The sequence below is a fragment of the Microbacterium sp. KNMS genome (assembly GCF_053851835.1).
This window is the reverse complement of the sequence record NZ_JBSQBP010000018.1, coordinates 11,143-30,102: the sequence shown is the minus strand read 5'-3', so window position 1 is coordinate 30,102 and position 18,960 is coordinate 11,143. Positions and strand designations below refer to the sequence as shown.

The window sequence follows — 18,960 nt, the reverse complement described above, 5'->3', positions numbered from 1 at the left end:
CATCGCCTCTCCCACCGTGTTATTAGCTAAGCTAGCAATCAACATAGCTGATTTTCCGACGGAGGGTAAGCTCACGCTGTGCCAGAAGACCACGCGCCCCGCGACGAGCGGTTCTCGATGCTCGATCCCCGCGTGATCGATCCCGACGAGGAGCTCGTCCAGCGCGCGCACCTCACGGATGACGAGCTCGCTCAGGTCGTGCGCGTGCTGGAGGCGCTGCAGACCTGGCGGAACGCCGAGCGCGCCATGAGCGAGGCCTCGCGCCGCTACATGAAGCTCGGCGAGACCGATATGCGCGCCCTGCGCTACATCATCGCGTCGCAGCGTCACGGCGCGGTCGTGACGCCGAGCTCGATCGCGGCCCACCTGGGCATCTCGACCGCGTCGACCACCAAGCTCCTCGATCGTCTCGCGGCGGGCGACCACATCCGGCGCCTCCCCCACCCCCACGATCGGAGGAGCCTGGCGATCGAGGTGACCGAGGAGACGCGGGCATCGGCGCGGGCGAGCGTCGGTCGCACGCATGCGCGGAGGTTCGACGTCGCCGCGGCCCTCGCGCCCGACGAGCGAGAGGTCGTCATCCGCTTCCTCGAGGCACTCGCGGCCACCGCGCCCGCCCCCGACGCCCCGGAGTGAGGACAGCGCCATGACCGCGAACCGCCCCGCGCGGATGGCTGTGACGGTCGCCTCGGAGGCATCGCTGCTCGCGGGGTTCGCCCTCGCGTACGCCCTCGCCGCGATCGCGGGGCGCCTGACGGTGCTGCCCGACAGCGGGATCAGCATGGTGTGGCCGGCCGCCGGCGTCTCGGTGCTGTGGATGGTCGCGCGAGCGCGGCGTCCCTGGATCGCCCTGGACCTCGCGCTCATGGGGGTCCTCACGTGGGCGGTCGTCTCGGCGACCGGCGGCGCCCCGCTGCAGAGCGCGCTCGGCGGGCTCGCTGCCGTCGTGCAGGCCGTCGTGTGCCGCACGGTGCTGGCTCGGCACTGCCCGCGCGTCTGGTTCAGCCGCGCCGGTCGCCTTCTCGACCGCCGCGAGCTGTGGTGGTTCCTGCTCGCGGCACTGGCCGGCCCGCTCATCTCGTCGCCGCTCATCGAGCTCGACGGGCTACTGTCGGGAACCGGATGGCCGTGGAACGTCATCCTCCTCTGGTGCGCGCGCAACCTCGGCAGCATCGTCGTGCTCGTGCCCCTCGGCTTCATGGTGGGCGACAGCGTGCGTCGTCGGCGCGCGGGGCTCCCGATTATCCGCCTGTCCGACCTCGGCGCCGGCCTCGCGTCGCGCCCGCTCGAGTGGTTCGCGGTGCTCGTGCTCTCCCCCGCCGTGCACGCCGCCTGGTTCTCGGGATTCGCCGAGCCGACCGTCGTCTTCCCGCTGCTCACACTGGCCTGCTGGGCGGGCGTGCGCCTCCCGGCGCGGTTCGTCATCGGACACGGGGCCCTCGTCGCGGTCGTCGCGATCGCCCTGACCGCGAGCGGCATCGGCCCCTTCCTCGGGCTCGACGACGCGACGACGCAGATCGCGGTCGCCCAGCTCTACACCGTGCTCGTGTGCACGATCGGACTCGCGCTCGCGCTCGACAGGGACGACCGGCACGCGCTCGCCACCGCGCTGCGCGAGGCACGCGACGGAGCGCAGGCTCAGGCCGAGCTGCTGCGCACGATCGTCGACACGATGACGGAGGGCGTGCGGGTCGTCGACCGCGACGGCGGCATCGTCGTCCGCAATCCCGCCGCACGGCGCCTCCTGACCGGCGACGACACCGAGCCCGCGGAAGGCACAGGCGACGCGGACGACCTCGCGGGCCTCCGCCATCTGGACGGCAGCCCGCTCGCCGACCATGAGCTCCCCTTCCGCCGCTCACTCGCGGGCGAGGACGTCAAGGACCTGCCGCTTCTCGTGCGGCCGCCGGTCGCCGACGAGCGCACCGTCGCGTTCACAACGGCCCGGCTGCCCGCTCGCGCGGGAGGCGGCGTCGTCACCGTCCTCCGCGACGTCACGCTCGAGCGCGCCGAGCTCGAGCGCGCCGCGCAGGTGCAGGCGGCCCTCCTGCCGGTCGCTCAGCCGCGGCTGCCCGGCTACAGCCTCGCCGCGCGCTTCGTGCCGGCCGGCTCGGTGGGCGGCGACTTCTACGACTGGCACGAGGTGGACGACGGCGCCGTCATCACGCTCGCGGACGTCATGGGCAAGGGCATGGGCGCGGCGATCCTCGCGGCGACGACACGCTCGCTCCTGCGCGCCCACAGCGCCGACGGCGAGGTCGTGCGGCCGCTCGTCGAGACCGAGCGCCGCATGGACGCCGACCTCGCGAATGCCGGTGCCTTCGTGACGGCCTTCCGCGCGTTCGTGCGCGCATCGACCGGAGAGATCGCCTACGCCGACGCGGGCCACGGGCTCGCGGCGATCGTCCCGCCGGAGGGCGACGTCCGGCGCCTCCCCGCGGTCGGCCTGCCCCTCGGCATCGCGCCGGAGGAGCAGCGCGAGGCGGGCGCCGAGCGCCTGGCACCCGGCGAGACCCTGCTCGTCGTGAGCGACGGCGTGCTCGATGCGGTCGGCGGCGGGCTCGACGACCTCGCGCCCGTGTGGCGCCGGGTGTCGTCGGCGCGTTCGGCGCCCGAGGCCGTCGAGGCGGTCGTCGAGCTCGCGTCGCACGGGACGCCGGACGACGACCTCACCGTGATCGCGCTCCGCAGGCGCTGACCGGCGGCGGTCAGCGCGCGGGCTTCTTCTCCTTGACCGGGGCCTCGCCGCTGGCACGGAGGGCCGCATAGTACGCCGCTGCCTCCTCCTGACGCGCCTGCTCCTGCCCGGAAGCGATGGGCGCCCGGACGTGCTCGGGCTCGAAGCCGAACGCGTCGACGAGGTCCTGAGCGTGCGGGCGGAGCCGCGCGCAGAGACGATCGATGTAGCTCGACACGGCGGCCGCGCGCTGCGTCGACAGGCGCCCGTTCAGGAGGTACCAGGCGAGGTGCTTCTCGATGAGCCCGAGGCCGAAGAGATCGCGGAGCCACGTGAGCACCTGACGGGTGCCCTCGTCCTCCACGCGCTCCACGGCATCGGTGAAGGCCTCCCACTGCAGCAGCTCGCCGTGGGCGCGGGCGGCCTCGAGCAGGGCGACCTGGTTCTCGTTGAACAGCTCTGCCGCCTGTGCGGGCGAGAGGCGAGACGCGAGACGCAGGCGGCCCGCGACATCCGCCGTCATCCGCTGGACGCGATCGGTGAGGAGCTCCTGCTGGTCGTGGGCGCGCAGCCCCAGCTCGACCGAGCGCGCGGTCGAGCCGAGGTCGGCGAACGCCTGCCCCAGCCGGCGCAGGCCCGCGCCGTGGAAGATCTTGTCGGCCGTCTCGCCCACCGCGTAGGCCGCGAGCGCCCGTGCGTCCTTGCCCGTGAACTGCTTTCCGTAGTCCGAGAGCAGGCGCTTGCCGACGAGCTGGAGGAGCACGTTGTTGTCGCCCTCGAACGTGACGTAGACGTCGAGGTCCTGGTGGAGGGTAACGAGGCGGTTCTCGGCCATGTAGCCCGCTCCGCCGCAGGCCTCGCGGCACTCCTGGATGGTCGCGAGCGCGTGCCAGGTCGAGAGCGGCTTGAGCGCCGCCGCCAGCGTCTCGAGGTCCTCACGGGACTCGTCGGTGTCGGCGGTGCCGCCGAACACGCCGTCGAACTTCACGAGCAGCTCGTCGTGCGCGAACGCCTGGGCGTAGGTCGTCGCGAGGAGCGGGAGCAGCCGGCGGCGGTGCTTGGCGTAGTCCAGGAGGACGGTCTCGCCGGCGCCCGTGCCGCTGTCGAACTGCCGGCGCTGATTGCCGTACGTGACGGCGATCTTGAGCGCGAGGCCCGACGCCCAGGTGGCGGACCCATCGAGCGAGACGCGGCCCTGCACGAGCGCGCCGAGCATCGTGAAGAAGCGGCGGCCGGGGCTCGCGATCGGGCTCGAGTACGTGCCGTCGGGGGCGACGTCGCCGTAGCGGTTCAGGAGGTTCTCGCGCGGCACGCGGACGTGGTCGAAGTGCAGGCGCCCGTTGTCGACGCCGTTGAGGCCGCCCTTGACGCCGTCGTCCTCGCCGCCGACGCCCGGGAGGAAGACCCCGTTGTCGTCGCGGATCGGCACGAAGAAGCAGTGCACGCCGTAGTTGACGCCCTTCGAGATGAGCTGCGCGAAGACCGTCGCCGCCTTGCCGTGCACGGCCGCGTTGCCGAGGTAGTCCTTCCAGGCGCCGCGGAACGGCGTGTGGATGACGAACTCCTCCGTCTCGGGGTCGTAGGTGGCGGTGGTCCCGATCGACTGCACGTCGGAGCCGTGCCCGCTCTCGGTCATCGCGAACGCGCCGGGGATCTCGAGGCTCATGATGTCGCGCAGCCAGCGGTCGTGGTGCTTCTTCGTCCCGAGCTGCAGGACCGCACTCCCGAAGAGCCCCCACTGCACGCCCGACTTGATCTGCAGGCTCGGGTCGGCGAGGACGAGCTCCTCGAAGCCGGCGAGGTTGCCGCCGTTCGTGTTCCGACCGCCGTACTCGGTCGGGTAGGCACGGGCTCCGGCGCCGGCGTCCGCCAGCAGCTGCGTCTGCTCGAGGACGCGCTCGCGGTGCGCGTGGTGGCTGAGGCCGTCGATGCGCCAGAACGCCGAGTCCTTGATCATCTCGCGCGCCTCGAGCCGGATGTCCGCCCAGGTGCCGAGGAGCATCCGGGTCACGGCCGGGATGTCGATGCGGGCGTCGTCGGCTTCTGCGGCGACCGGACGCGAGCCAGGCTGAGCGGGACGAACGACTGTGTCGACCATGGGCACACCTCTTCTGCGGGGTGGGAAGGATGTCTTTCACGCTAGGCGCTCGACAACGACGCGTCCGGGAGTTTGTCCAGGGCGCACAGCACGGCCCGGCGGCGCACGGCCGCGGCGTTGTCCGTCGGCGACAGATGCGGACGACGGTGGTCCGCCGCCGCCTCCGCGCTCAGGCGGTGAGGGCGTAGCGCGCCCGGCCGCCCATGCGCGGCGCGCGCAGCGGATCGAGCCACGCGGGTGGGATGAACCACGGGATGCCGTCACGGCCGAGCCCCTCGATCCGGATCTCCCACCCGTCGTCGTGGATCCGATGGTGACATCGCGTGCACAGGAGGATGCCGTTGTCGAGATCCGTGCGACCGCCCTGCGACCACCATCGGATGTGGTGCGCGACCGTGTGCCCCGGGGGCGCTCCGCAGAACGCGCACCCGCCGTCGCGCTCCGCGAGGGCGACGCGCTGCGCGGGAGTGAAAGACCGATAGCGGTAGCCCACGTCGAGGCATTCGCTTCCCGTGCCGAGCACCATGGGGATGATGTCGGCATCGGCGGCCATCCTCCGCACCATCCCGGCGGTCACCGGCTGCTCGACGCCGTCGATCGTCGCGAATCCGACCGCGCACCCCGCGACCCCGTCCGGCTCGCCCGGCACGTGCACCTCCGCGGCACCCTCGCCGAGGGGGCGGACGCCCGTCGCGGCGAGGAGGTCATCCAGCGCCATCCGCACCACGACGGTCGATGTGGGCCGCGTCGGCACCTGCTCACAGCCGAGCCCGTGGCGGGCCAGGTCGACCAGCACGTCGGCCTGCATCTGCACGACCGAGCGGTCGTCGCGCATGGCCTCATCGGCGCACTGCTCTCTGCGCCGCAGGATGCCCGTGACCGACGAGTCGATCGCCGTCAGCACCGGTGCGGCGGACTCCGCGTCCAGCCAGCCGGAGAAGGAGACGCCACCGTCGCGGTCGCGGCGGAACGTGAGACGACGGGCCGCGTGCGCCGCGCCCTCGCGGGGCGCCGCGCCGTCGGGATCGAGACGGGCCTCGGCCTCGAGGAGGAGCTTCCGCAGCGCGTCGCTCGTGAGGCCCTGCGCGTGCTCGACGAGCACCTCCTCCATCCGCTCGCACGCCGCCGTTCCGGCGCGGACCACCACTCGGTCGAGCAGCGAGATGATCGCGCCGGCGGACGCCATCCCGAGCAGGCCCGCGCGCATCGCGGCCGCGACGTGCGGATGCTTCGCGGGAAGGGTCTCCCCGACCAGGTTGGCGCGCGGCGCGATCGCCTCGCCGACCTGGATGAGCCGGGCAGCCTCCGCGGTCGCGGCCCCGGTCTCCGCCGAGATGAGGGCCGCGGGTGAGGAGAACCGCTGCCGGCGCGCGAACCCGTCCTTGCCGAGCTCGCGCCGGGACTGCCGCGAGACCTCCGCAGCGACCGCCGCGAACCCCGCATCCGCTCTCCGCTTCACCTCGCCGAAGCGAGCGAGGAGCGACGACAGCTCGCCGGGAGCCGCACCGCCGGGCTCGAGCCGGTCGCACACCCGCTCGAGCGCCTCGCAGGCCTCCCGCAGATCCTCATCGATCGCGGGGAACATCCGTTCCATGCCACTATGCTACTCTGGATCCCGACATTCGTACAGAGATTCGCATCATCAGCAGGTAACGAATCGATAACGACGCTAGCGACGTCGAGCGCGCGCTCCGCCTCCCGCGCCGACCGGCCGCCCGCGCTCCGCGCGATCGTCGCTCGCGACGGGGTCCGCCGCGGGTGCGGGCTCGGTCTCCGCGGCCGCTTCCCGCTTCGCGTCGTCGTCGTTGCGGAAGCTGCCCTTCACGATCTCGAGCGCGCGCTGCCATGTGCGGTCGCGGATGAAGATGAAGTCGATGCCGATCATCGCGAGCGAGAACCACGGCAGGCCCATCAGCACGCCGATGCCGATGTGGAAGCTCATGATGCCGAAGAGCGCCAGGATGCGGGTGGGGCGCGATAGGAGCATGAACGGGAAGGCGATCTGCAGGATGATCGACCCCCAGCTCGCGATCGTCACCGCCGGGCCCCATGCGGTGATGAGCTCGCTCAGCACGGGCCACGTGCCGAAGCGCTCGGTCATGAGCGGGTTGTAGACCGCGTAGCCGCCTGACCAGGGGTCGCCGCCGGCCTTGTACAGGCCGCCCGAGACGTACACGAAGCAGACCTGCGCCGTCATCGCGACGAGGGCGAGGTTGTGGAGGAGGTTGCTGATCTCGCGCGGCAGGATGGTCCGGTCGCCGCCTCGCGCGCGACGACGGGCGTCGAGCGACCAGCGGGCGGCGGGGTCGGCGAAGAAGAGCAGGATCAGGACGATCCGGTACATGTTGTCGCCCTGGTCGCCCACGGCGTCGTTCATCTCGATGAAGCTGACCCACATCACGAAGTAGACCGGCAGCACGATCTTGAAGCGCCATCCGAGCGTAAACAGCACGGCCAGCGCGAGCAGCACGAGGTACAGGGCCGTGAAGAGGCCGTCGTCGAGGCGCACGCTGTCGAACAGTCCGAACAGCCAGATCTTCGGGAAGTCGCTGACCGGCTCGGCAGCCTCGCCGTTCCATGCCGATCCCGAGCCGAAGGTGTAGAGGCGGGTCGAGAAGTTCGTGAGGAGCAGGCCGACGCCGGTGAGGCCGAGCAGGATGCGCGTGACGGCGATGCCGTAGAGCGACTTCTTGGAGTCGAGGAGCCACGCCTCCGTGAAGAGCCACGCGCGCCGGGCGACATCCCACACGATGCGCAGCAGCTCGGAGACGAGACGACCGAGCGCGCGCGGCGTGCGGGCGGCGATCGCGCGCGCCTCGCCGAGGCGATCCGCGATCCCGGCCTTCTCGCGCGCGCTCATTCGGCCATCCGCTCGTAGGCGGGAAGGAAGACGTCCTCGAAGGCCTGCTGGGACTGCCCGTCGTTCACCACGAGCCCGCGCCATCCGGTCGGCGAGTACTGGATGGCCGGGCGCTCGGCCTCGGGATCGTGGCGATCGGCGAACGGGATGACGTTCTGCCGCGTGGCCTGGTACTGGACCCGCTCGACGTCGTCGCCCCACACCGCGAGGGCGACCTGCGTCGCGTAGGCGGTCGCGCGGTGCTCCTGAGCGACGTACGCGTCGACGACCTCCGCGTCGCCGTACGCCGTCATAGCCTCGGACATCCGCGCCTCCCAGTCGTCCTTGAAGTAGTTGAGTTCGGCGACGGCCTTCTGATCGTCGTTGAGATCGGCCCAGGCGCCCTTGAGCTGGCTCGAGACATCCATCGCCTGGATGCCGGCGCGCGGCGTGAAGAGGTTGTAGCGGATCATCGAGAGCTCGACGTCGCTCGCGCTGACCCACTCGGTCTCCTGCCCGTCGACGATCGCGCGGACCTCGAACCGGTAGTCGCCGTTGATGGGCTCGGGGGCGAAGACGCTCCAGGACTGGCCGAAGAACGGGAGCATGTACGCCGAGAGCGCCTTCTGCGAGACGACCTCGCGCAACGGCGACCACGGCGCGATCCAGAGGAACGACGCGAAGACGTGCCAGGCCGTGAAGGCCACCGCGAGGATCATCACGACGCGCGTGTACACACGTCGTCGTGGGACGGTCTTTTCGGGCACTGGTGCCGCCTCCCCTGGCCGGAGTTCCTTGCCAACCGACTGTGCCCCGGTGAGCGTTCACCGGGGCACTGCCGATATCCCAAAAGGTTACCGGGTGCTTCGGGCCTTGCCAGCCCGAAGCACCCGGCTCTCACGTCTGGATCAGACGTCCGCCCCGCGGCGGCGCACCATCATCCAGATGGCGGCGCTTCCGAGGAGCATCGCTGCGGCGAGGCCGCCGAGCGGGAGGGTCAGGTCGCCGCCCGTGGGCGAGAGCTGACCGGACTTCGCGTAGACCTCGAAGGTCGCATCGACCGAGCCGGACGTCGCGCCGACGAGCTCGACACGGTGGTCGCCCGTGGGCGTGCCCGACTTGATCGTCCACGTGAAGGTCACGTCGCCGTTCTCGTCAGCCACCTGGGTGCCCAGCTCGTGCGGCGTCGAGTACATCGTCGCCGCGACGGTCTCACCCGGCTCGAAGCCGTGACCGTAGGCGATCTGCACCTGCCCGACCATGCGGCGGTCGTGCTCGAGCTCCATCGAGATCGCGCTGCCGTCGGAGTCGCTCGACGCGTTGGCGTTGGCCGAGGCCGTCGCCGACGAGTCGCTGTCCGAAGCCGAGTCGCTGTCCGAAGCCGAGTCGCTGTCCGAAGTCGAGTCGCTGTCCGAAGTCGAGTCGCTGTCCGAGGCGGACGACGCCTCTGCGGCGGCCGAGCTGTCGGCGTCGTTGTTGGCCTCGGACTCGACATCCGCGTTCGCGTCGACGTTGGCGTTGGCCGTCGCATCCGCGTTCGCAGCGGCCTCAGCCGAAGCGTTGGTCGACGAATCAGCGTTCGAAGCCGCCGAAGCAGCGGCCGATGCGTTCGCGTTGGCAGCGGCCGTGGAGTCCGCCTGCGAGTCCGCTTCAGCCGATGACTGCGCAGCAGCCTGAGCCGCAGCGTTGACGTCGCTCGAGACATCCGTCGACGCGTTCGTCGAAGCATCCGCCGTGGCCGCAGCCTGTGCAGCCGCGGAAGCGTCCACGTCGGCAGCAGCCGAAGCGTCCGTCTCTGCGTTCGCAAGGGCAGCAGCCTGCGCCGCGGCCTGAGCCGAGGCGTTCGACTCGTCGTCCGCTCGAGCGGAGGCCGAGGCCGAAGCCGACGCGTTGACGTCCGCGTCAGCGGCAGCGTTCGCGCCATCGACGTCAGCGTCCGCGTTCACGTCAGCGTCCGCGTTCACGTCAGCGTCCGCGTTCACGTCAGCGTCCGCGTTCACGTCAGCTGCGGCGTTGGCCGAGGCCTCGTTGGACGAGTCGGTGTCAGATGCCGCAGCCGCGGCAGCCGAAGCGTTGCCTTCGACAGCGGCCGAGGCCTCTGCGTTGGCGTCCGTCGTCGCGTCCGCAAGAGCGGCAGCCTGAGCAGCCGCAGCCGACGATGCGTTCGCGTCAGCCGAGATGTCAGCCGACGCGTTCGTCGACGAGTCAGCAGTCGCAGCCGCCTGGGCGGCGGCGTTCGCCGTGGCGTCGGCAGCAGCCGACGTCTCTGCCGTTGCATCCGCGTAGGCAGCAGCCTGAGCAGCGGCCTCAGCCACCGCGTTGCTGTCCGCGTCGGCGTTCGCCGAAGCGGCGGCCGAGGACGATGCGTTGGCGTTGGCCGAGGCCTCGACCGAAGCGTCGGACGACGAGTCGGCGTTGGCCGCAACTGCGGCAGCGGAGGATGCGTTGCCGTTGGCGGCAGCGCTGGTGTCGGCCTCCGAAGCCGAGGTCGCGTCGGCCTGAGCGGCGGCGGTCGCAGCGGCAGCTGCGGAGGCGTTGGCGTCCGTCTCGACCTCGGCCGAGGCGTCAGCCGATGCCTCCTCGTTCGCGGCAGCGGCGGCAGCAGCCGTCGCGTCCGCGTCCGAGGCCGCGGACGCAACCGACGTGGCGTCCGCGAGGGCAGTGGCCTGCGCCGCGGCCTGCGCCGCCGGGTCGCCATCAGCGGTGGCGTCAGCCGAAGCAGCGGCGGATGCCGATGCGTTGGTGTTCGCCTCAGCCGAAGCCGACGTGTCGGCCGATGCGTCGACCTCTGCGTTGCCCTCGGTGATCGTGAGCTCCGTCGTTGCCGGTGTCTGCGAGACCTCGCCCTCCGCCGTGACCGTCACGGTGTCCGGCGTCGCGTCGGCCGGAACCTCGTAGGGCGTCGAGAAGGTGCCCTCGGGCGTCGTCGTGACCGTGAAGGGCTCGTCGTCGCCGACGGTGATCGTCACGGTCTCCTCGGGTGCAAAGCCCTCACCGGTGATCGTCGTGGTCCCGCCGGCCGGCACCTCACTCGGGTTCGCCTCGATCGACGTGTCGTACGGCGCGACAGCGGCCGAGCGGACAGTCGAGGAAGCGAGGTCGAGGTTGACTGCGCTGAGCCCAGGGAGAAGCTCGAGGCTGAGCGCGTTCACGGTGAACGACTCATCGCCGAGGTAACCCGGCGCGGGCTGCTCGTTGATCGTGATCTCGACGAGCTGGTTGACCACCCCGAAGACGGGGTCGAGGCCGGCGAGGAGCGGGTCGACGACGCCATCGACCGTGCTGCCGAGGGTGCCCAGAACCGTCTGGACGGGCGCAACGAGGCCGCCGAGCACGGTCGAAACCGGACCGGTCAACGCGTTGAGCACGGCCGTCGTGAGCGGCCCGAGATCAATCGCGCCGAGCGCGACGAGATCCACGTCGATGACCGGCGCGGTGCCCGTGAGCAAGTCGCCCACTGTGGTCGTGATGTTGATATTGCCTTCGGCGACAGGCAGAAGGACTGCTGTCAGCTCGGCAGGCAGGTCGATCGTCAGCGTGATGCCGTTGATGACGCCCGTGACACCGGACACGAGCTGGTCCGTGACGGTCTGGAGCACCTCGGTCACCGCACCCGAGATGGCGGTGCCGGTCTCGCTGCTGAGGAGGAGCGTGTTGGGATCGAGACCGTTGAGGCTGCCGCCCTCGACGAGGTTCTCGAGGTGCACGACGATGTCGCCGGTCGAGAAGTCAACGGTCACGAGGCCGTTTCCGCTCGTGATCGGCGTGTCGAAAACGTCCGTCACGAGGGAGTTGATGCCTTCCTCGACACCCGTGACGTTGACCGTTCCGCCCGCGAGGCTCAGCGACGCGATGCCGAGATCGAGGTCGACGAGACCGACGATCTGGTCGACGAGGCCATCGGCAGCGAGAGCGCCGCCGACCTGATCGGCGACGCCGTTCAGTGCCGTACCGAGGGTCGCGGCCAGCGTCTCGACGAGAGGGCTGCTGACACGCAGGTCTGCGCCGGCGATGACGTACTCCGAGGTGACGACGTCGTTCGTCGAGGTGGCCGTCGACGCGAGTGCGCCGATCTCGAGGCCCGCGAAGTCGACGATGCCGTCAGTGACCGGGTCGATTCCGAGCTGCGTGAACAGATCGGTCAGGTTGACCGTAGCCGGGCCAAACGCGCCGGGGTTCTCCGGGTCGACGGCAATAGCGCCGTCGGCGCCGACCGCACCGGCGCTGGCCGTCGAGGTGGTGCCGCTGGGCGAGGTCGCGAAGGAGTTGAGCGCGCCGACCTGGCCCAGGTCGAGCAGGCCGTCTCCACCCGGACCGCTGATGAGCGGGAGGACCAGGCCCCCGCCGAGGTCGATGTCCAGCGCGCCGAGGGCCTCGAGATTGAGCGGGGTCGAGACGGGGCCGGGTGCACTCGGGTTGCCGGTCTGCGAGCTTGCCGCTTCGAGCAGCTCTGCTCCGAGGAGCTCGGAGGCGATCAGCTGGCCGAGCGCCTCCGAGTTGTCCGACGCGGCGGCGTTCGCCGCGCCTGTCGTGTTCACATTCGCCGCGTAGGCGACGCCGCCCGCGACGAGGCTGGCCGCGGCCAGCGTCGCGATAGGCGCGAGCCTTCGCTTGCGGGGCGCTCTCGCGCCCGCAGTCGAGTTATCCATGGGTCTCCTGGTTCTGGGGTTGGGAGAACGCCATGCACGGGCACCCCCCGGGCACACTGTGCACACACGTCGAATTTGAGTATGGCGTTATATCAGTACGGGTGTCCAGTCTGGGATACCGGTTGTGACGCGGCGAGTCGCCTAATGCCGCGCGATGACGGCGAGCACGGCCTCGCCGTAGGCATCGCGCTTCTTCGCGCCGATGCCGGTGACGCCGTCGAGCTGCGACAGCGTCGTGGGGCGGATCTCCGCCAGTGCACGCAGGGTCGCGTCGCCGAAGACGATGTACGCGGGAACGCCCTGCTCGCGAGCTGTCTCCGCCCGCCAGGCCCGCAGCGTCTCGAACAGGTCACGATTCTCGGGCGCGAGCGCATCGGCGGCACTCGCCTTGCGCTGGGGACCGCGCGACGCGCGTCCGATGACGTCCTTCCGCAGCGGCACCGCCGTCTCGCCTCGGAGCACGCCCGCGGACGCCGGGCTCAGCGCCAGGGTGCCGTACTCCCCTTCGGCCGCGAGCAGGCCTCGCGCGAGGAGCTGTCGGATGACGCTGCGCCAGTCCTGCTCGGAGAGGTCCTGCCCGATCCCGTACGTCGAGAGCGACTCGTGCCCGAACTTCCGGATGCGATCCGTCGACGCCCCGCGCAGGATGTCGATGATGTGGCCCGCGCCGTACGACTGCCCGCGCTCGCGCTTCAGCCGCACGACCGTCGAGAGGAGCTTCTGCGCCGCGATGAGGCCATCCCACGTCTCGGGCGGTTCGAGGCACGTGTCGCAGTTGCCGCAGGGGCCCGACTCCTGCCCGAAGTAGCCGAGCAGATTCTGCCGACGGCACGAGACCGTCTCGCACAGCGCGAGCATCGCGTCGAGATGCTGCCCCTGGCGCTGCTGGATGGCGCGGTCGCCGTCGCTCTGCTGGATCATCCGCCGCTGCTGCACGACGTCACCCAGGCCGTATGCCATCCACGCGACCGACGGCTCGCCGTCGCGACCCGCGCGCCCGGTCTCCTGGTAGTAGCCCTCGACCGACTTCGGCAGGTCGACGTGCGCCACGAAGCGGACATCGGGCTTGTCGATGCCCATGCCGAACGCGATCGTCGCGACGACCACCACACCGTCCTCGCGGAGGAACCGCGCCTGATGCGCCGCGCGCATCCGCGCGTCGAGACCGGCGTGATATGGGATGGCGTCGATCCCCTGCTGGGCGAGGAACGCCGCGACCTGCTCGACGGACTTGCGACTCAGCGCGTAGACGATGCCGGCCGATCCCTCGGGCTGCGAGCGGATGAACTGCAGCAGCTGGCGACGGACGTCGGTCTTCGGCTCGATGCGGTAGCGGATGTTCGGGCGGTCGAAGCTCGCGACGAAGTGCTTGGCCTCGGGGAGGCGCAGCCGCTCCGTGATCTCGCGATGCGTCTCGCGCGTGGCCGTGGCCGTCAGGGCCATCCGCGGAACGCCGGGGAAGCGCTCGGCGAGCCCGCCCAGCGCGAGGTAGTCGGGTCGGAAGTCATGGCCCCACTGGCTCACGCAGTGAGCCTCGTCGATCGCGATCACGCTGAGCGCTCCGCGCGCGAGCAGTGCGAGAGTCTGCTCGCCGTTCAGCCGCTCTGGTGCCACGTAGAGCAGGTCGAGCTCACCCGCGAGGTACGCGCGCTCGACCGCGGCGCGCTCGTCGGGCGCCTGCGTGGAGTTGAGGTACGCTGCCCGCACGCCGTTCGCGCGCAGCGCGTCGACCTGGTCGTGCATGAGTGCGATGAGCGGCGACACGACGAGCCCCGTGCCCTCGCGCACGAGCGCCGGCACCTGGTAGCAGACGCTCTTGCCGCCACCGGTCGGCATGAGCACGACGGCATCGCCGCCCGCGATGACCTGCTCGACGATCGCCTCCTGATCGCCGCGGAACGACTCGTAGCCGTAGACCGTGCGCAGTGCGTCGATCGCGCGGGGGAAGCGGGATGGCGCGGCCCGCGGCGCGCGGGACGGCTCGCGGGGCGCCCGGGGCGCGTCATCCGGTGGGATCCATCCCTCCGGCGGGCCGTCGTCGTACGGCTCCTCCGGCGGGACCCAGCTGTCGTCGTCGGGGATGCGCGCGACGATCCACGGATCGCCCTGGGGGTCGCTCTGCAGATGCGCGGGCATGCCCTCGAGTCTAAAGACGACCCGCGACATCCGTCCCCGGTGCCCGGGATCTGCCCTAGCGTGGAAGCCCCAGGAAAGGAGCGTCCATGAGCGATCTCACGGTCACCCGGAACGACGAGCTGAGCAGGTACGAGCTTCACGACGGCGAAGCGGGCGTCGTCGCGGGCTACGCGGAGTTCGAGCAGGGAACGGGCCGGATCCGGTTCACGCACACGGTCGTGGAGCGCGAGTTCCGGGGCCGCGGGTACGGCGAGATGCTCGCGTCCGACGCCCTCGCCGATGTGGCCCGCCGCGGCGACACGATCATCCCGCTGTGTCCCTTCATCGCGAAGTACCTCAAGGAGAACGAGGTCTCCGGCGCGGTCGTGCAGTGGCCCGACGGCACGCCGCACGACGCCGCGACCCCGGGAGAGCAGCCGGGATGACCCGGCTCGACGCCGGCGTCGAGGAGAGCGGCTCGACCCGGTGCGACGGCCCGCGGGCCGTGCTCCTCGCCGCGCGGGAGGTCCCGCTGGGCGGGGTGCGTGCGATGGAGGTGCACCGCTCGCTCCCGCAGCGCGAGCTCCCGACGGTGGGCGCGTGGTGCTTCCTCGACCGCTTCGGTCCGCAGGAGGCCGTCATGCGCGTCGACCCGCACCCGCACATCGGGCTCCAGACGGTGACCTGGCCGCTCGTCGGCGAGGTGCACCACCGCGACAGCATCGGCAGCGACGTCGTCGTCCGCCGCGGCTCGCTCAACATCATGACCGCGGGGGCGGGCATCTCGCACTCGGAGTACTCGCTCGGCGAGGGCGCTGTGCCCCTGGACGCCCTGCAGCTGTGGGTCGCGCTCCCCGAGGAGCGCCGCCACGGCGGCCCCGCGTTCGAGCGGCACGACCGCCTGCCGACCCTGTCGCTCCCGACCCGCGACGGCGACGCGGCACAGGCGACCGTCGTGGTCGGCGAGCTCGCCGGCGTCGCCTCACCGGCGACCATGCACACGCCCATCGTCGGGGCCGAGATCTCGCTCCCGCCCCGCTCTCGCGTGCGCGTTCCGCTGCAGCACGACTGGGAGCACGCCGTCGTCGGCATCGAGGGCGACCTCCGAGTCGTGACCGGTTCCGACCCCGAGGAGACGCCCGTGCGGGCGCAGGATCTCCTCTACCTCGGCGTGCACCGCGACGAGATCGAGCTCGCGACGGAGGAGGGCGCCCTCCTGTTCCTCATCGGCGGCGAGCCCTTTCCCGACGACATCGTCATGTGGTGGAACTTCGTGGGGCGATCGCACGACGAGATCGCCGTCGCGCGAGAGGAGTGGGAGGCGGCGGGGGCCCGCTTCGGCACGGTCGAGGGCCATCCGCCCGAGCAGCGCATCCCGGCCCCTCCCCTGCCGAACGTCCGCCTGACCACTCGGCGCCGTCGCATCTGAGCGGACTTAGGCTGGGCTTCGTGCCCCGCAACTCCGCCCTGTCCACGCGCGTCCTGCTCGTCTGCGCCGCGATCGGGGTCGCGACCGGCGCTCTCGGCGGCATCGAGGGATGGCTCGTCACGCCGGTGCTGGCCGGGGCGCCGATCATCTACGGGTTCCTCCTCGGCGTGCACGTGCTCCCGGGCATCGTCGCTCAGGAGCTGCTCCGGATGCCCTGGGTCGCGCTTCTCGCGCACGTGCTCGCCGCGCTCGTGAGCGCCACGGTCGCGCCGCCGTTCACGCTCCAGTTCCTCATGACGGCGCTGCTCTTCGGCGGTCTGCAGGAGGGCGTCGCCGCCCTGTTCCGCTATCGCGCGTGGTCGTGGTGGAGCTTCCTCCTCTCCGGTGCGGCGATCGGCGTCTTCGTGGCGGTCATCGTCGCACTGGCCGCCGACATCGCAGCCCTTCCCACCTGGGCGCAGGTCGCCTACCTCGTGCTCTCGGTGCTCGGGCCGCTCGCCTGGACGCTCGTCGGGCTCGCCGTCGGCGCCGGCCTCCGACGCGCCGGCGTCGCGACGCCACGGAGGCAGCCCGCGCGGACCCCGTGAGCCGACAGACCGCTCACTCAGGTTAGGTAAGGCTAAATTGGTGGGGTGACCCCCGCCGACGACGAGCCGCTCCTGCGCGTGCGCGAGGTCTCGGTCGCCTACCCGGAGAGCGAGCGACGCGCACCCGACGGCGTGACGTTCGAGGTCCGGCGCGGCGAGGTCGTGCTCGTCCTCGGACCGAGCGGCTCGGGCAAGTCGACGCTCGCGCTCACGCTCGACGGGCTCATCCCGCACGCGATCGACGCCGAGCTCGCCGGCACGGTCGAGGTCGACGGCATCGACACCCGCGACAGCTCGCCGGCCCGGCTCAGCACGCGCGTGGGCATCGTGTTCCAGGATCCCGACGCCCAGATCGTCACCGCGACCGTGCTCGACGAGGTCGCGTTCACCCTCGAGAACCTCCTGCTCCCCGTCGACGAGGTGCTCTCCCGCTCCGAGGCGGCCCTGCGCCGCGTCGGGCTGTGGGAGCAGCGCGACCTCGACCCCGATGCCCTCTCGGGCGGCGGTCGCCAGCGCCTCGCGATCGCGTGCGCACTCGCGGCGCGCGCCGACGTCGTCGTCCTGGACGAGCCGACCGCGAACCTCGATCCGCAGGGCGTCGCCGACGTGTACGAGGCGCTGCACGATCTCGTGTCCGCCGGAGACCGGGCGATCGTGCTCATCGAGCACGATCTCGACGCCGCGGTCGCCCTCGCGACGCGCGCGATCGTGCTCGATGCCTCCGGCCGGCTCGCGTTCGACGGACCGGTGGTCGAGGTCCTGCGCACGCGGGTCGACGCACTCGAGCGGATGGGCATCTGGCTCCCGTCCGCTCTCATCGCGGCACGCCGCCTCGAGCGGCAGGGATGGCGGTTCGACGCCCTGCCGCTCACTCCCGATGAGCTCGCATCGGCGCTCAACGGGCAGGAGCCGCCGTCGGGCATCGCACCGTCCCCCGCCGCGACCACCCGAGGTGTCGAGGCTCGCGGCACCGCCGTGAGCGTGCGCGGTCTCACCGTCCGCCTGGGCCGCGCCGTCGCCATCCGCGACGTCGATCTCGATCTTCCCGCGGGGTCGTTCACGGCCGTCGTCGGCCCGAACGGCGCAGGCAAGACCACGCTCGTGCAGGCGATCGCCGGCGTCGTCGCCCCGCCGAAGCGGAGTGTGAGCGTGCAGGGCCTCGATGTCGGGCGCGCGTCGGCACGCGAGATCTCTGCGCGGGTCGGCTTCGTCTTCCAGAACCCCGAGCACCAGTTCATCGCGCACACGGTCTTCGACGAGCTCGCGCACGGGCTGCGCATCCGGCGGGTTCCCGAGCCCGAGATCCGAGAGCGCGTCGGCGACATGCTCGAGCGCTTCGGCCTGACCGCGCATGCCGACGCGCACCCGTTCCGCCTCTCCGGCGGCCAGAAGCGGCGCCTGTCCGTCGGGACCGCCCTCATCACGGCGCCCAGCGTGCTCGTGCTCGACGAGCCGACCTTCGGCCAGGACCGCGCACGCGCCGAGGAGCTGCTCGCCATCCTCACGCGCCTGCACGAGGCGGGCACGACCGTCGTCATCGTGACGCACGACCTCTCCGTCGTCGAGCAGCACGCGACGCACGTCGCCGTCGTCGCCGACGGCACGGTCGTCGGGTTCGGCGCGGCAGCGGATGCGCTCGACGACGCGGGGCTGCTCGCGCGCGCCGGTCTGCGCCCGCCGCCCCTGCGGCGCGTGCTCGCAGCGCACCCCGCGGCAGCGGCCGCGCTCGAGGCGGAGGTGCCCGCGTGACGATCGCCTCGTCCTCGGTCGCGCGCACCGCGCCATCCGTCCGCCGCCGCCCTCCCCTCCTCGCCCTGAATCCGCTCGCGAAGATCGCCGCCCCGCTGCCGGCGATGGCGATCGTGCTGCTGAGCCGCGACCTCGCGACTCCCGCCGCCTTCCTCGCGCTCGCGTGCGCGCTCATCCTCGCGGGCGCCCGCCTCACGCGGCGCGTCGCGCTCCTGCTCGGCGTCGCCCTGCCCACGGTGGTGCTCGCGGTCGGCGCGGGGTTCTCGATCTGGACCGACGCCGCGAGTGTCGCGGGGACGCCCGTCGTCGCGGAGATCGGCGGATGGCGGCTGCACGCGGGAGCGCTGGCCGTCGGCTTCGCGACGTCGCTGCGTCTCGCGGCGCTCCTCGCCCTCGCGCTCATCGGCGGCGCGACGACCGAGGGGCCCGATCTCGTGCGCGCCGCGATCCGGACGCTCCGGCTGCCGTACCGCATCGGCTACGCGGCGCTCGCGGCGTACCGGTTCGTGCCCCGGTTCCGGCACGAGCTCGAGCTCATCCGCGCGGCCCACCGCGTGCGCGGGCACCACGGCGGCCGGGGCCCGCTCGCGGCAGTGCGACGCGGATTCGGCACCATCGTGCCGCTGCTCGCGGGAGCCATCCGGCATGCCGAGCGCGTCGCCCTGGCCATGGATGCGCGCGCGTTCGGCGCCCATCCCACGCGCACCGAGCGGCACGTCGTGCTCTGGCGCACCCGCGACACCGTCTTCGTCCTCGCCTTCTGGGCGTGCACCGCCCTGCTCATCGCGCTCATCCGCCCGTTCGGCTGACGCCCCGA

General features: G+C 71.7%; 13 protein-coding genes. 7 read left to right on the top strand and 6 right to left on the bottom strand.

Annotated features, from left to right (window positions below):
- Positions 1–78: 78 nt before the first annotated feature.
- Entirely contained in the window at positions 79–636 is a 558-nt protein-coding gene (locus tag ACWXWW_RS12050) for a MarR family winged helix-turn-helix transcriptional regulator (RefSeq protein WP_271173519.1), read from the top strand.
- 10 nt (positions 637–646) lie between these two features.
- Positions 647–2,698 (top strand): SpoIIE family protein phosphatase, encoded by a 2,052-nt coding sequence (locus ACWXWW_RS12045; protein WP_455970072.1) that lies wholly within the window; start codon positions 647–649, stop codon positions 2,696–2,698.
- Positions 2,699–2,708: 10 nt separating this feature from the next.
- On the opposite strand, the gene ACWXWW_RS12040 is transcribed toward ACWXWW_RS12045, so the two are convergent.
- From ACWXWW_RS12040 to recQ, 6 genes are all read right to left on the bottom strand, one after another.
- Positions 2,709–4,775, bottom strand: coding sequence for an acyl-CoA dehydrogenase family protein (locus tag ACWXWW_RS12040; RefSeq protein WP_455970070.1), 2,067 nt, complete (start codon positions 4,773–4,775; stop codon positions 2,709–2,711).
- 169 nt (positions 4,776–4,944) lie between these two features.
- On the bottom strand, positions 4,945–6,369 hold the full coding sequence (locus ACWXWW_RS12035) for a DUF222 domain-containing protein (protein ID WP_455970069.1): 1,425 nt from the start codon (positions 6,367–6,369) through the stop codon (positions 4,945–4,947).
- A gap of 75 nt (positions 6,370–6,444) precedes the next feature.
- Entirely contained in the window at positions 6,445–7,635 is a 1,191-nt protein-coding gene (locus ACWXWW_RS12030; RefSeq protein ID WP_455970068.1) for an HTTM domain-containing protein, read from the bottom strand.
- On the bottom strand, positions 7,632–8,333 hold the full coding sequence (locus tag ACWXWW_RS12025; RefSeq protein WP_310090260.1) for a DUF5819 family protein: 702 nt from the start codon (positions 8,331–8,333) through the stop codon (positions 7,632–7,634). Before ACWXWW_RS12025 ends, ACWXWW_RS12030 begins: the two co-directional genes overlap by 4 nt.
- Before the next feature lie 189 nt (positions 8,334–8,522).
- The gene (locus ACWXWW_RS12020) at positions 8,523–12,263 is read right to left on the bottom strand and encodes a choice-of-anchor G family protein (protein ID WP_455970067.1); all 3,741 of its coding nucleotides are present in this window, start codon (positions 12,261–12,263) and stop codon (positions 8,523–8,525) included.
- A 141-nt stretch (positions 12,264–12,404) separates the two neighbouring features.
- Positions 12,405–14,399 carry a DNA helicase RecQ gene (recQ, locus tag ACWXWW_RS12015; RefSeq protein WP_455970066.1) on the bottom strand — a complete coding sequence of 665 codons (1,995 nt, stop codon included), beginning with the start codon at positions 14,397–14,399 and terminating at the stop codon, positions 12,405–12,407.
- Positions 14,400–14,485: 86 nt separating this feature from the next.
- On the opposite strand from recQ, the gene ACWXWW_RS12010 reads away from it, so the two are divergent.
- From ACWXWW_RS12010 to ACWXWW_RS11990, 5 genes are read left to right on the top strand one after another with little or no spacing between them, the layout of a single operon-like run.
- Positions 14,486–14,824, top strand: a complete 339-nt coding sequence (locus tag ACWXWW_RS12010; RefSeq protein ID WP_271173511.1) for a GNAT family N-acetyltransferase — start codon at positions 14,486–14,488, stop codon at positions 14,822–14,824.
- Entirely contained in the window at positions 14,821–15,807 is a 987-nt protein-coding gene (locus ACWXWW_RS12005) for a pirin family protein (protein WP_455970065.1), read from the top strand. Before ACWXWW_RS12010 ends, ACWXWW_RS12005 begins: the two co-directional genes overlap by 4 nt.
- Positions 15,808–15,827: 20 nt before the next feature.
- Entirely contained in the window at positions 15,828–16,394 is a 567-nt protein-coding gene (locus ACWXWW_RS12000; protein WP_455970064.1) for an ECF transporter S component, read from the top strand.
- A 45-nt stretch (positions 16,395–16,439) separates the two neighbouring features.
- A complete protein-coding gene (locus tag ACWXWW_RS11995) occupies positions 16,440–18,143 on the top strand; it encodes an ABC transporter ATP-binding protein (protein WP_455970063.1) in 1,704 nt (567 codons plus the stop codon).
- The gene (locus tag ACWXWW_RS11990; protein WP_455970062.1) at positions 18,140–18,952 is read left to right on the top strand and encodes an energy-coupling factor transporter transmembrane component T; all 813 of its coding nucleotides are present in this window, start codon (positions 18,140–18,142) and stop codon (positions 18,950–18,952) included. The genes ACWXWW_RS11995 and ACWXWW_RS11990 overlap by 4 nt, the downstream gene beginning before the upstream one ends.
- Positions 18,953–18,960: the final 8 nt, after the last annotated feature.

Coding starts and splice junctions, on each gene's coding strand:
- ACWXWW_RS12030 (WP_455970068.1), bottom strand. CDS start 7,635: ATGAGCGCGCGCGAGAAGGCCGGGATCGCGGATCGCCTCGGCGAGGCG.
- ACWXWW_RS12005 (WP_455970065.1), top strand. CDS start 14,821: ATGACCCGGCTCGACGCCGGCGTCGAGGAGAGCGGCTCGACCCGGTGC.
- ACWXWW_RS12040 (WP_455970070.1), bottom strand. CDS start 4,775: ATGGTCGACACAGTCGTTCGTCCCGCTCAGCCTGGCTCGCGTCCGGTC.
- ACWXWW_RS12020 (WP_455970067.1), bottom strand. CDS start 12,263: ATGGATAACTCGACTGCGGGCGCGAGAGCGCCCCGCAAGCGAAGGCTC.
- ACWXWW_RS12035 (WP_455970069.1), bottom strand. CDS start 6,369: ATGGAACGGATGTTCCCCGCGATCGATGAGGATCTGCGGGAGGCCTGC.
- recQ (WP_455970066.1), bottom strand. CDS start 14,399: ATGCCCGCGCATCTGCAGAGCGACCCCCAGGGCGATCCGTGGATCGTC.
- ACWXWW_RS12045 (WP_455970072.1), top strand. CDS start 647: ATGACCGCGAACCGCCCCGCGCGGATGGCTGTGACGGTCGCCTCGGAG.
- ACWXWW_RS12025 (WP_310090260.1), bottom strand. CDS start 8,333: ATGATCCTCGCGGTGGCCTTCACGGCCTGGCACGTCTTCGCGTCGTTC.
- ACWXWW_RS12010 (WP_271173511.1), top strand. CDS start 14,486: ATGAGCGATCTCACGGTCACCCGGAACGACGAGCTGAGCAGGTACGAG.